At 54.4% G+C, this 12,995-nt stretch carries 11 protein-coding genes; 2 read left to right on the forward strand and 9 right to left on the reverse strand.

From position 1 onward, the window contains the following. Nucleotides 1–33: 33 nt before the first annotated feature. The 4 genes from J2D73_RS10660 to J2D73_RS10675 all read right to left on the reverse strand — a co-directional run bounded on the left by J2D73_RS10660 (nt 34) and on the right by J2D73_RS10675 (nt 4,428). On the reverse strand, nt 34–672 hold the full coding sequence (locus J2D73_RS10660) for a hypothetical protein (RefSeq protein ID WP_207881530.1): 639 nt from the start codon (nt 670–672) through the stop codon (nt 34–36). A gap of 152 nt (nt 673–824) precedes the next feature. Then, the gene (locus J2D73_RS10665; RefSeq protein ID WP_207881531.1) at nt 825–1,778 is read right to left on the reverse strand and encodes a 5'-nucleotidase; all 954 of its coding nucleotides are present in this window, start codon (nt 1,776–1,778) and stop codon (nt 825–827) included. 341 nt (nt 1,779–2,119) lie between these two features. Next, entirely contained in the window at nt 2,120–3,025 is a 906-nt protein-coding gene (locus J2D73_RS10670; protein WP_207881532.1) for a TniB family NTP-binding protein, read from the reverse strand. Further along, nucleotides 3,022–4,428, reverse strand: a complete 1,407-nt coding sequence (locus J2D73_RS10675; protein ID WP_207881533.1) for a Mu transposase C-terminal domain-containing protein — start codon at nt 4,426–4,428, stop codon at nt 3,022–3,024. The genes J2D73_RS10670 and J2D73_RS10675 overlap by 4 nt, the downstream gene beginning before the upstream one ends. 172 nt (nt 4,429–4,600) lie before the next feature. Here J2D73_RS10675 and J2D73_RS10680 point away from each other — a divergent pair, with 172 nt between their 5' ends. Further along, nucleotides 4,601–6,094, forward strand: coding sequence for a TniQ family protein (locus J2D73_RS10680; protein ID WP_207881534.1), 1,494 nt, complete (start codon nt 4,601–4,603; stop codon nt 6,092–6,094). A 59-nt stretch (nt 6,095–6,153) separates the two neighbouring features. Here J2D73_RS10680 and J2D73_RS10685 read toward each other — a convergent pair whose 3' ends face one another. The 5 genes from J2D73_RS10685 to J2D73_RS10705 form a co-directional block, all read right to left on the reverse strand. Then, complete coding sequence (locus J2D73_RS10685; protein ID WP_207881535.1) at nt 6,154–6,963, reverse strand: segregation and condensation protein A; 810 nt, start codon at nt 6,961–6,963, stop codon at nt 6,154–6,156. Further along, the gene (locus J2D73_RS10690) at nt 6,960–7,487 is read right to left on the reverse strand and encodes a hypothetical protein (RefSeq protein ID WP_207881536.1); all 528 of its coding nucleotides are present in this window, start codon (nt 7,485–7,487) and stop codon (nt 6,960–6,962) included. The genes J2D73_RS10685 and J2D73_RS10690 overlap by 4 nt, the downstream gene beginning before the upstream one ends. A gap of 165 nt (nt 7,488–7,652) precedes the next feature. Further along, on the reverse strand, nt 7,653–8,672 hold the full coding sequence (locus J2D73_RS10695) for a tyrosine-type recombinase/integrase (protein ID WP_341535072.1): 1,020 nt from the start codon (nt 8,670–8,672) through the stop codon (nt 7,653–7,655). Nucleotides 8,673–9,224: 552 nt separating this feature from the next. Then, complete coding sequence (locus tag J2D73_RS10700; RefSeq protein WP_207881537.1) at nt 9,225–9,653, reverse strand: hypothetical protein; 429 nt, start codon at nt 9,651–9,653, stop codon at nt 9,225–9,227. Beyond that, nucleotides 9,650–9,994, reverse strand: coding sequence for a pesticin C-terminus-like muramidase (locus J2D73_RS10705; protein WP_207881538.1), 345 nt, complete (start codon nt 9,992–9,994; stop codon nt 9,650–9,652). The genes J2D73_RS10700 and J2D73_RS10705 overlap by 4 nt, the downstream gene beginning before the upstream one ends. A gap of 1,181 nt (nt 9,995–11,175) precedes the next feature. On the opposite strand from J2D73_RS10705, the gene J2D73_RS10710 reads away from it, so the two are divergent. Next, nucleotides 11,176–12,105, forward strand: coding sequence for a replication protein RepA (locus J2D73_RS10710; RefSeq protein WP_207881539.1), 930 nt, complete (start codon nt 11,176–11,178; stop codon nt 12,103–12,105). The last annotated feature ends 890 nt before the right edge of the window (nt 12,106–12,995 follow it).

A 12,995-nucleotide genomic window follows, 5' to 3' on the forward strand; every position in this document is an offset into this window, starting at 1 on the left:
ATTGATTCCCGGATCGTTGCCTGTCCGCTCCCCTCACTCTGGCGGTGCGGAATGACCAAGCGCGATTGCCTTTTTGCGTTGGGCTGAAGTCAGCGCTCTCCAGATACGATGGACGTTGCGCTGGCGCATTGCTCCAAGATCGGTGACATAGCTCGCCTTATCTAGCCGTACCTTGAAGAACGTGGGGTCATGATCGATCGAGTTGGCCTGCAATCGCCAGAACACTACATTCGCGAATTTTGGAGTCAGCGATTTGTGAAGTCGGTAGTAAGCGAGCGCATTCGAAAGAATATCATTCGCTTCGACTCCTGCAAGCCGTTCCAGCGCACGCAGGCAGCTTTCGAGCCTCATCTGCCGCATCCGTTCGGCAAGGGCATTACGCGCCTCGTCCGGTCCGAGTTCTCGCCCCTCGTCGAAGACAGCGACCTGGAATTTGAGGATGCACTCGGAACCGACGTCGAGACGATGACCCGTTTGGTCGTTCCGGATCTCGAAATGGTATCGAAGACCCTCTTTGTCGCAAAGACGACAGGTCTCCTCCGGTATCTCGTGATCAACTGTTTCGCCAGTGAAGTGCCATTCCCGGAAGGCAGCAGGCAAAGTCTCTGCGACCGACAATGGAAGGATATTTTCGGCTACGCGTCTCGGGAAGCTATCCATGCTCGTCATCATCTCCAGCCTGTGTGGAAAGATAGCTGCAAATTGACGGATGGAAAGCGCAGTTCATATCGGCTTCCCTGCTTGGGCACTCATCATAACCGTTTGGATGTCCGGCAGGCAGGCAAAATCGAAAAATGAGGCACATTTTGTCAGTGTAGCGTCGCTCAGGAGGCTGGAATAACCGGCAGGTTCGGATCATGAGGACCGGGCACATGGCCGGATGGCACTACGACCGATGCACTCAGTACGTGTTTTTCTTGATCGTCGAAGAAAATATGAGCGCCAAAGGCATGCAACACGGGCGCTTTATCCCAGCTACCCACGAAATGGGCCTCGTCGGCGGGCGTGTCCCAAGCGCGTAGCGTGCGGACGACACGTTCATGGGCCGGTGCGTTCCGCGCGGTTACCAGTGCAATGCGGACCTTACTAATATTTCCGTCATTAAGATAGATCGTGCGCAAGGCCGACAGCTTGTTAAGGAACTTACCGAACGGCCCCCGCTTCATTGGATTAGAGGCGTTAGCAGTCTCATGTGTCAAAAAAGCTTCAAGACCGTCCTTTTTATAAATCTCATCAGATTCTGGCCCGAAGACGACCGCATCGCCATCGAACGCAATCCGAACCTCGTCCGCGTCAGGCCCCTCGCTCCCTAATGGAGCAACGCCCAAACGTGCGGCGGCAGCTCCGCCGTTCACAGCCCCTCTGACGTCAGCATCCTCGTTCGAGAGGAAGAGATCAATCTTCCATGCCGGAATGTACGGAGCCAATGACCTCCCGCTAGTGAAGCTCCCTGTCTTGATAGCGAGTTTATAGTGATTGATGGATTTGAACGCTCTGAGCGACAGATCGGGTGAGTTTTGCGAGAGAAGTACGACCTCCACATACGGATCCGCTCCGTGCTCATTTAAAGCCAGAAGCCGTTTCACCACATCGAAGCCTGCGCCTTTGCCGATGATGACATCTTCCCGCTCAAGTTGCATCGCGGCATAGGCGTGAACGCCTTGCTCCGTGAAAACTTTGTGCTCATCCTCAAGATTAAAGAGAGAGCGCGTTGAAACGCCGATCCTTAAAGGTTCAGCACGAAGCATCGTAATTGCAGCCTGTTGATCAGCAGTCACTTCGTCACATCTCCAACATCAGCAAGCATCCGCGCGATGAAAAATATGTCTTTTCAACTTGTTTTTTTGCAGGAAAAGCGCAAATGGGCAACTGCGTCACAGGCTTACCACTTGTTCGTCAGATGCATATATGCAGATCTACCGGCGATTACTGGATACTGCGAAGAGCTTCACCGCAGGATAATTTGGAACAGCATCCAGAGCGAGAGAAATTCCGAATTAAGGATATTGAATGTCTGCCTCCGGAAAAGCGCAACCGATGATCGAATGTCAGGCATGAAGAGCGAAAACAGAATGCCGGTCATCGGTTCCCCCGCCAGCGCCCGATGCACGTCAGCTGTTTATCTCACTCGCCCGGGAGCCATAATTCCTCCCCAGACCCGTTCAGCCGACAGACCTTCATAATCAATGCACTCTTTCCCGCTCGAAATCGCTTCAATGGCGGCTCTCCGCAAGGCCAGACAAATCTGGTCAGTGATGCCACCTGAACGCTCGATAAGCAGCTTGCGCAACCGGGGACCGTCAACAGGCGACGGCTGCCTTAACGGCATGCTTTGCACCAGATGGTTGAGAAACTGTTGGAAAACCTCACTGGCGCTCCAGACCGGCAGACCCGTGTCCACGAACCGGCTCCGGAGCTGGGGATCCGAAAGCAGAGCCTGACGAACATCCGGTGTGCCTGTGCACACGAGAGCCATTTTCAGAGTATTTGAAAGGTATCGCAACAGGGACAGAAACATCCGCTGCTGTCTGGGAGTTCCGGTGAGAACCGAGTTAAATTCATCAAGAACGAGTATTCGTGTACCAACGGTTCCAAGCAATTCGACCGTGATGTCTCGCAACATGCCCACACGAGTGGTGCGAGCCACGGGGTAATGAGCCACAGGCGCGCCAATCGCCCCCAATATCTGGATATAAAACTCGAGTTCATCTGGAACCGGGGGCATGAGAGCGACGACAACAGGTAGACGTTGGAGGCCTTTGGCAGAATCAAATGGAACCTCGTGAAGCTTTTGGAATCGTCGGACAAGAGCCGTTTTCCCCATGCCGGATTCCGCAGCAACCAGCACGTTCATCATACGATCACTCGGGCACTGATCCATGGCCTCCTGCATCAGTTCAGATGCACGTTGGGCGGCATCATGCGAAACCCAGAAGCGTTCCCTGATATGGGCCACTCGACTGGTCGCGTCCTCCCCGGCCCGTTTTCGGGCAAGCGGATGAAGATGACTGTAATCGACGGTCACGACGGGAACTCCGTCTTCCATGCGGTATCGTGATCAAAGGCTGGAACGCATTCTGCTTCATCCGTATGACCCTCTGGCGCTTCATCCGGCGATTTCTCTGACGCGGCGATCTCCTGAAAAACTCTGGGTCGTTTTTGCGATCTCCGAACACCACGTGCTTCTGAGGTCGCCTGAGTCACGATCCTGTGCCTCTCCTTCAATGCTTCCGCAATCACGTGAGGATTGGCCGTAGCCTGACCCGTGCTTCGCAGACTCCTCTGAATCTCTCGCAACTCCCATAGCGATACGGGCGGTCGCGTCAGATCGGCATACGGAATTCGCGCGTGATCTCCAGAAGGTAATTCCAGATAAACCTCGCTGATATCCCGAGGATCATACTTGACCCGAAACCGAGCGCCAGTCTGGCCGATGAGAGTTCCAAGAATATTGTCGTAATAGAGTTCATTAAAGAGATGTATTCCGTCCCTCTGCACGGTGCGTTCCTCGAACGGCAGAAAATCGTAGACAATATTACGCTCAGGGGCAGCTTCCGGAACGAGATCCTGATGCGCTGCATCCCACGCAGATTGGGGACTTTGCCCGAGACCGCGATGGACAGCGTTGTGGTAAGGTCCGAGGACCTCGAGAGCGAAGACTTTCTCGAATTCCGCAAGGGTTAAAACAGCCTCACGTTCTGAGTCATAATCCCCACGCTCCGCCACTGAGGAAAACGTCGTGCCGGGGAGATCGTGCACCCTCTTCATCAGGGTGCCCATCAACCGCTCGATATGGCCCCCGAAATGTGGCCTCGCTGGCGGCCGGTAATCAAGTCGGATCCCGTGCTGCTCACACCCACGCCTTAAAGCCCGACTACGGAACTCCTTTGCGTTATCCAGATGGAGTATGCCGGGAATCCCATATGCCGGCCAAGGCAGCGTTAGGCCTCTTTGCCGAAGCCAATCGTCTTTTGGTAACATAGCCTGTGCAATCGCCAAGGCTACTGTTGCGGCAGACGGCGCGTCGAAAGAGAGATGAAAGCCAAGAACCATGCGGCTGCAGACATCCAGGATCAGCGTGAGCCATGGCCGACCCAGATAGAAACGACGGCTTTCGTCCACAATGATGATGTCGACTTTCGTATGATCGGCCTGTACGATGTCGAGAGGTCTTTCTGGGCGAAGCCCCTGTGATACGGGCGTGTATTTGTGCCGCGCCGCTTTGCTCCCCTTTTTTAGAGCAAATACCTTTCTCGCAGGGCGATTCATTATGCGATTAACCACAGCTTTTCGCGATGGAACACGAACCCCTCGCTCCTGAGCACTAGTCCTGACGTCTCTCATCACGGCCGAAATTGAAAAACGTTGTTTCTTACGAAAGTGCACGTCGACGAGTTTTTCGATCATGAGATCGACATCGGCTCTCATGCGTTTTGTCCCAGGTTTCGGTCCAGGAGCGTTTCGTATCAGGGATGTTGTCTTGCTATCGGACTGGAAGCTCCTCAGAAGTCGATACACCTGACTCACGCTAAGACCGAGTATGTTCGCAGCCTTACCCGCGTCCGCCCTCGTCCGACCCTCACACAACCAGAGCGATCGAATGATGTCGGCCCGTTCGACCGCTTCCCGCCAGAGTTTTTCTTCCACTCGCAGAACAGAGACCTTACAATCAGTCGGCCCAGGCATCCTGCGACTCCCGATTTTCAGTAGCGAATTACATGAGTCCGACAGTTTATACAGTCATGGAGGACATGCTTTACAAGATTTTTCAGCGCCAGCGAAAAAAATGCAGAATGTTGCTCGCCAACCTTTGCCTGTTATTCCACCGCCCCAGCATGAAGAAACGATACTATCCTGGCTGACACGAACGTCCTGTTGCTACGGTATCGGTGTCCCTTCCCTTATTGAGTATCTCGATCCCGAGTCTGACATGTTCCTGCTCTCACGTGTCGGGCGCATACTCATTCCTTCTACAGATCTCAATAATCTGTTGGAACGGCACCTGAGAATCACTCGTCTTCAGATTGGCGGTTTCTACCCTTACATTGCATGTAATCTCAAACCGGAATTCTGGTTGAGAAATGAAATGGCCTGGTGTCCCTATTGCGTTACCGAGGACAAAGGGGCGCTTGGCTTCACATATGATCGTATTGACTGGTGGCTGGCCTGCGTGACGCGATGCCGAAAGCATGATGTGTTTCTCCATGATCGATGCCCGCGATGCAACTCCCGCGGATACATGGCAATTGCGCCAAATAACACCCGATATCTATCCTGCCTGCACTGCAGCCATAAACTTGAGGATTTGTGCGTCGCACGGGTTGAGGCAGGGTATTTTCCGAAACCCGGCGAAGTTTACGACAATCCAACAGTAAGGGCCTCGGTAAGACCGAATATCGGGCGTAATTTCGAAGACCGGCTGATCGAGGTTCTCACCGGGAAAGATCGTGACTTGCTCCCCAGACTCGAAATCTCTGAAGATACTTTCCTCGACATCATCCTGGTTATACACGCCTTTATTGAAGACAGCCTCAAGAAGGCGGAGTGGATGCCGCCCGACAGCCTTCCGCTCGTCAACGAGAACAGTTTGGCCGCCTGCAGGACAAATGACGGGTTTGAAAGAATGACTGACGTGGCCATTCTGGCCCGCAAGCTCCTCCCTGGCTTGTGCCCAGCCGCCGATCTGGCTTTTGGATATGAGGCTGCAGGACGCCTGTCACAGTATGATCTGAAACGCGTGATTCGGCCACACTTCTTTCGTAAGGAACTCTGGCTTAGAAAACGGGCGGAAGCATGGGGCGGTCATCCGGGACAAACTTTACGCTGGTGGCTCATGATGATGGCCTCTCAACAGCGAGGCCTGATGTCGACACGCAAGGAGAGATTCAGCGACCCAAACGGTTTGCTTAGTAATTCTCCCGGATTGGTATTCCAGGACCGGTCTCTGCCTTCTGAGAAAAAACATCCAACCCGAAAAAAGTCCGCCCATCTGAGCGATAATGAAAAGATCATCAGGGAAGCCAAGCAACGTGTCGCGCAGCGTAGGGCTGTAGAAGCAGAAAGGGCTGCGCTTCGAAAGAAAGCGTGGCCATGAGAGCGTTGTTGATTTCTGCTCCCTCCTACAGAGCAAGGGTTTCATATTCTGAGTCAAAATCAACGGTCGGCAGCCCCCCTTCTCTCGGCGGTCATCTCCTGCCAGGGTTCGGGCTGTGACAGGACTATGTCACCCATTTTAGCCATCTCCAGACACGCGCTGAATGTGCTGGTGACCGCCGATCGGGAACGCAGCCATGTTTCGCTACCCTTGTCCCCGGGGGGAGAAACGACCGCTGGCAGAAAATCGTGAAATTGCCGGATGCGGGCGCCGTCGGCGTCCAGAGCCACCCTCACCCACTCCCGGGCCTCGCTGAACGTGAACAGCGGCAACGAAGCCGGACGATAATGACTTTCAAACAACGTTGGATCGGGTGGAGGTCCGAACAGTTGCATTGCCGCCCATAGAAATTCAATGACATCAATCCTGGGTTCGGCATCCGGGTTCGACAGGCGCCGTTCTTCCGGACGTCCGCGTGTGAAGACGTCGGCTCCCAGTCGCGGTCGCCGTTCCAGCCACGCCGCAAGCGCCCTCCCCGCCTGAAGATCATCCCAGCGCGAACGCAACGCATCGGCCGTCACCACGGCGTCGGGCGACACGCTACCGTCCTGCGGAGCCAGAAGCATTGAACGAAGCCACACCAGCCAAACGCCCAGCATAAGCCATTCACCAGAGCGGCTGAGAGACACCTTCATTTCCGTCGCCAGCGCATGCTCCAGTTGCGTCATCAGTTCATCGAGCGGAAGCGCCGCCACGTCGATCCGGTGCGACCGGGCAAGCGCCACAAGACGCGCAAGAGACCCCTGGAACTCGGATGTCATGATGTCCGGAGAACCATCGCTCTCCGGACCGGGCTCCTCAGTGCTCAAAAGGCCTCGCACTCTACGAGTGTGAAGTTCAACGCAGGCCATAATTCCGTCAGGCGCATCACGGCGCGCTCGGGAAGCGACTTTTCCGAAAAAAAACCATACTGCAGTGCGCGACTTTTTATACTTTTCGTCGATCGGCTTTTCTTTTCCGGGAGAACAACGACCTTGCGCAAGGCATTTTCGACGCCCCACTGTTCCCGCAGCCACGCCCGTGAACGGGAGTCACTCTGCCCCCGGCGGAGCAGATTTTCGGGGACAGGGAGCAACGCATGCAGATCCAGAGGACACCGTGTATCGCCGGCTTCCGCCAAAGCCAGAACCTGACTGTGCTGCTCTTCAGCCCGCAGCCGGAATTGATGAGCCAGAATGCGGCACCCCTCGACGGTCAACGACCGATCTGGAGCCTGTATCGCCATCAGAAAGATATCTTCTTCCAGAACATCCCCATCGAAATACCAGGGGATAACTCCGGGGCCGCGGGCACGGCGCTCAAACTCTCCCGCCTCTCTCTCAGGGCCCGCCACGGTCAAGTGAGCGTAAAGAAAGCTCGTGTCTGAATTGGCCAACTCTTTATAGCGGTCCAGTCGCCTTCGCCCACGGGCCGGCCGCCGCTCATCCCCGCCCTCCTCACTGAGGAGATCCGGCTTTGGCCGCGGTGGCCGTGGTTCCCAGGGAAAGCGGATCTCCATCTACAACCCCACAAGACCAGCCGGACTATCGGTGATTAAGCCCGCGCGCCGCACATAGCCGCGCATAGTCCGGAGATCCTTATGGCGGGTGTGCTTCATGATATCTTCGTCCCTTACACCCCGGTTATAGGCTTCCGTGATGAAGCCGACCCTCATTGCGTGAGGACTGAGTGTTTTCATTTCAATGCCGGCAAGGGACGTTCGGTGGAGAAGAATGCGCTGCACGGCGTAGGGCTGCAGAGCGTCGGACGCGATCCGGCCGGCAACACTGATCCGCCGAAAGAGAGGTCCCGAGTTTCGCAACGCCACAGCCTGCCAGGCATCGAACGCAAGAACGGGGCAGGTCTGGGGATGACGGCCACGTGGAATGCCGACCTTGGCCCCCTCTCTTTCTGCATCCGTCTTGCTGCGTCGTATCGTCACGGTCAGGCCATCAGCGGTCCTCGCGACATCGTTGACGTCCAGACCGACGAGTTCCGAGCGCCGGAGTGCGCCAGCGAAGCCCAGCAGCAACAGCAACCGGTCTCGCCGCCCACGCGCCGAAGAATCGCAGGTTGCTACAAGCTGTTTTAGAAGATCCATCGTAAGTGGGGCAGCCTGGCGGACTGGCCGCCCGTGCCGTCGTAAAATACCGCGCAGCGGTTGCTGAATATCACGATGCGCCGGGTTCCACGGCAAGGAGTTGAATTTGTGCATTTTGCCGATTGCCGACAATTTCCGACGCAGGCTGGCAGGCGCATGCGTTTCCGCCAAGCTGGCGAGATAGGCCCCCACCACCCGGGGCTCCGCTGGAACAGGAAGAAAACCATATCTGTCGCACCAGACGGCGAAACCCTCCCAGTCCGCCCGATAGGCGCGCAACGTCGCGGGCGCATCCGCCGACCGCGCATAGGAATCCGCTTTCTCGAGCGCCGCCTGTGCTGCAGCCTCATCCGCTAAGGAAAGTCCCGACTGCTGCCGTTTCTCTGGCATCGCCCCGCCGTTCGCCACGGTCAGATCAGTCCCATCCTGATTGTGCACTCAACTCCCCCAACGCCCTTTACGCCCTCCAGAATCCTAGTCTGGGCATGGTTTCATGGCAACTAATTCGATTAGGAGCGAGAAAGGCGTTTATCGCTCCTAGATGACGTCCACAACTCCGTTAACGTCCGCCTCCCCTTCTCTCAGCGAAAGCTGGCCAGTCGCATCAACCAGGGGAGATTCGCACGATCAAAGGAACACTCCGCCAAACAGAAATGACCTAACAGATTGAAAAGGTGTCGATTTTCAGTCGCACGAATTAGGGACACCGACACCCATTTTATACAAAATAACTATATATCAATAACTTATGAAAGATTCATCGCTCGCATGACGTTTTCGCATTCCGCCCCTTGCATCATCCGCGGGCTATTCGCGTCGTCAGCGAGGGAGGCGTTGCGATAAAAACTACTAACCAATTGATTTTGCTTGGATTTTTTTACGTCGCTGCCGCAAACTGACGGCAGCCCGCGGGCATCCTGTGTCGAAAAGGAAGCCGAAGGCTTGATGCTCTGCACCTGGCAGGAGCCTGGTCGGCCGTATCATACCGTCTCATCTGCCAGGTCCTGGGCACAATTCCCGACTTCTGAAAGCGTCAGCAACGTAGCGACGTTGTCCTTTGCTGTCAGTTACGGCGTGAAGCCGTTCAAGTCGGCTAGATAAATAGTGGGTATCTTTTAAACCTTTGTCGATGAAACAAACTACGATTTTATTATTATCTTTTTGAATTAATCTTATGGCATATGACCACCCCCCATCTGCAGCGACATAAGTAGCAGACTGCTTAGATGAGTCTTGAATGCTCCAACCAAGATCTTTCAAGGTTGTCCCCGAAGGAAGGTGCTTTGGTCCCAAAGAACTTGCAAAACTCGACAAGTCAATTTCGGAAAACAACTTTGCGATGTCGCTGCTGTTGTCATTAGCACGAGCGACGCTCGACAAGACAAGTGAAAGAGCTAAAGCCGACAGTGCCACCCTCATTTTAGGAACCCATAATTGATATCGTTTTGAATCGCATCTGCTTCAGCATTCCGACGTGTAGGAAAATCGTCATCAAAGTTACGGAGTTCATTAATCGCCTGAGACCAGTTTCCCGAAGTTACATCACCCCAGAATCGTGGTGTTGCGGTAGATAAATCCCCGTAATGATAATGCAAATCGTCAATAACTGTCTTCATCTCCAATGGAAGCTCGTTGAAACGTTTCCCCACGCTCACCTCAGTCGGAAGCAGGCTCATCAGCAACTGGATCACCTTCGGACGCTTCGCTATCGCATCGCCCATCACGAGCCCATCTTCACCCGGCACCTTACCCCCGATCATGACTCCATTCTGCGCGTGGCCGGTTGGGTCTGCCCTCTCACCCGCGATTGGATAGCTTGCCACAGTCGTGTCCCCGATCTGTTGGGGCAACCGCTATCGACCGCGCTCCATTTTTCACGGCCGCGTTGACCACACACTGTGGCGTGCCCCCCTCCTTCCACGACCATGCTCCTGCGAGCAATCGAACAGGCCTGCGGCTTCCGCCGATGCCATGAGACGATAGACGATTTGCTGTCCTCCGATCTGACATCGACCCAGAGCTCACGGTGCCGGGCCATGAGCGCGCCCGCTCGAATCTCCGTCATCACACTCCGTCAATAGTCCCAAACCGTTCGGCAACCGGTGCCTCGATTTGCGGCCTGCCGGGCGTTTGCGAGCTCTCCCTCGCGCTCTTTTCCCCCGCAGGTAAACGCCGCACGAAGTCTCTCAAATAGACGCGGCAATCATCGCCGCCCTGCATTCAAGACGTCGGCTGACACCAGCCTCCGCGCAGACAGACCTCTCGCATCAGCACCTCCCCGAAATTGTGCAGTACCTTGTCTGAGGCCTTTCAATGCATCTCCTTCGCAGCCTGTTGGATTGATGACGACGATTCTACTTCAACGCCAAGGTTCATCCATCTCAGCCGAAACGCAGCTCTTCGTGAAAATCGGATAAGGAAGCGTCGGCTGGCCGCCAACTGCCAGCGGTCGCTTAAGTCCAGTTTTCAACTAGGACCCTAGGCACTTTAACTCGCTGACGTCGCCGGATACCAATCCTGGCGCCAGACGGGGAGCAGTTCTTACTCGATCTCAACGGTAACGCGTAAACTTTGGGGGCACGTTTTAAGCCGCCGCTTGAGGCCCTTGAAGGGTCACACCCGAATCGGTAGCACTTTTTGGACTTTAGCGACCAGTTACCGATTCGGTACCAGACTTTGGACTTTGGGGGCACTATTTTTCAACTGGACTTTAGCGGCGCCACACAGGACTTTAGCGTTAATCCACTGGATTTTAGGGGCCCGAAATGGACTCTAGCGGCGACAGCTTTGGACTCTAGCGTCTAGAACGCGAAGAAAGCCGATTCGCCCACAGGACTTTAGAGGAACAACCTAATATAGATTTACTAATATTATTTCTAATAGCCAAAGGTCGCTAAAGTCCAAATCGACAAACCCTCCAAAAGCCGCGATAAAGACTTTCATGGGTGAGATACATCGAGTCATCGAGTCCAATGGGGCTCAAGGCGCTCTGTCATTTGATTTCGACCGCAAAGTGGTGGAAGTCGCAGCAGGGTATATGGCTAATGAGGACGCCAGCATAGGCTTTCTCTACAGCGGGTTCACCCATGTCGGGCTCCCTCACCGACGCTTGGATGACGACGCAGCTTGGCAAGTAGAAACAGATCGAGCCATGATGGTTGTCGAGCCAGGACGCAGAGGTATCCCCGGAGGACAACCAATATTCGTGGGCGTTCCTTACGGATCAAAGGCACGCCTCATTATGCTTTATCTGCAAACTGCGGCAATAAAAACCAGTTCCCGTGAAGTCGAGCTGGGAAAAAATCTACATCAATGGCTTAAGAAAATGGGACTTTCTGTCGGCGGAAAGACAGTTCACGATGTCCGAGAACAAGCCGAACGTATTTCCAGATGTCGAATCAATTTCGAATTCCGGTCTAGCGGCGCTACAGGGCTTATAAACCAAAATATTGTCGATAATGCTATGTTTATAGATGACGATAATTCGGGTCGGACACAATTTCTTGAAAAAGTCATGCTATCAGAAGTTTTCTACTCACAACTTCTGAAGCATCCCGTTCCAATTGAGGAAGCAGCTATAAGAGCCCTGAACGGCCACTCTCAGGCACTGGATATTTATTGCTGGCTCTCTTACAGACTCCACGTGTTAAAAGCCCCCACCCCAATTTCTTGGGTCGCCCTAAAGGCGCAATTTGGCACAGGGGTCGCTCAAATGAAGCACTTCAAAGCCAAATTTGTAGACAACCTGAAATTGGCTCTAGCGGTTTATCCTGCCGCCGCTGTGGATTTGACACCAGCAGGGATGATTCTTCATCCTTCTAGGGCGCCAATTTCCCCTAAAATCATACAGTTCCCAAGCTTGGGTCGCTAAAGTCCAAACTAGCCGTTACTTAGCCATTGCGGGCCAGAGAGATGTGTCGCGGGTAAATTCGCGAGGCAGAAAGAGTCCCGGCCCCGCAGTAGGTAATCGCGATCTTCGAGCCGCTCGCCAAATTCGATGCAACACGGCTAAACCCACGCAGAGTCGTTCTACTTTGATGCTTTGGTCATAACGCCAGCATCGCTATGGCTCCAATTGTCGGCCTTATGCCGATGTGAGCAATCAGGGTCACGAAAACGCTTAGACTCATATGTCCAGCGAAGTCGTCCGCTGAAGGTCGCTAAAGTCCAAAGTGCCTGAAGCCAAAAAATACACCCTCCCCTACCGTCTTCTCCCATAGAAGCCCTGGCCAGGACCAAGAGGCAGAACGTAAGCGCTGCCTACACTCATCATACCACCCTCTCTATATCAACCACTGTGGGGACTAGACTGTTCCCTCTGAGCAATGAGACTACATTCATCTGGTTAAGCGGTACGAACGATATACTCGATGGCATCGAAGACAGCGTTAGACCACAAGTTTGCGCTCACGACCTGCGAGTGGCCCTATGTACGGCACTCGTAGCCGACTCATGATGATGGCGGAGAGGCAAGTGGCGATAAAGAAGGCGGTCGGGTGTCTGCCGTAACGTGCGTCGGTCCGCAGCCGATCCAAGAACCTGCCAACATAGTTTCGATACGACTGCGGCACCGGTATTTACGTTTGGATTAACAGACCGGCGTCGTGCAGGATCTTCGGCCCAGAATGAACGGGCAAATCCCTTCCTCCACCAGCCTGTGCCTGAACTGGTCGGCGTCATAATCGCGACGACTAGGAGCAACTCTGCCACATGAAGACAATCTAGATGGTGCACAGCACACGTACATGCGGTGATCTGACA

The sequence above is a fragment of the Acetobacter sacchari genome (assembly GCF_017377715.1).
Taxonomy (GTDB): domain Bacteria; phylum Pseudomonadota; class Alphaproteobacteria; order Acetobacterales; family Acetobacteraceae; genus Acetobacter; species Acetobacter sacchari.

What these genes read in the sequence shown, in the direction of transcription:
- J2D73_RS10680 (WP_207881534.1), top strand. Translation starts at nt 4,601, where the DNA reads ATGATGTCGGCCCGTTCGACCGCTTCCCGCCAGAGTTTTTCTTCCACT.
- J2D73_RS10700 (WP_207881537.1), bottom strand. Translation starts at nt 9,653, where the DNA reads ATGAGGGTGGCACTGTCGGCTTTAGCTCTTTCACTTGTCTTGTCGAGC.
- J2D73_RS10675 (WP_207881533.1), bottom strand. Translation starts at nt 4,428, where the DNA reads ATGAGAGCCGATGTCGATCTCATGATCGAAAAACTCGTCGACGTGCAC.
- J2D73_RS10710 (WP_207881539.1), top strand. Translation starts at nt 11,176, where the DNA reads ATGGGTGAGATACATCGAGTCATCGAGTCCAATGGGGCTCAAGGCGCT.
- J2D73_RS10660 (WP_207881530.1), bottom strand. Translation starts at nt 672, where the DNA reads ATGATGACGAGCATGGATAGCTTCCCGAGACGCGTAGCCGAAAATATC.
- J2D73_RS10705 (WP_207881538.1), bottom strand. Translation starts at nt 9,994, where the DNA reads ATGATCGGGGGTAAGGTGCCGGGTGAAGATGGGCTCGTGATGGGCGAT.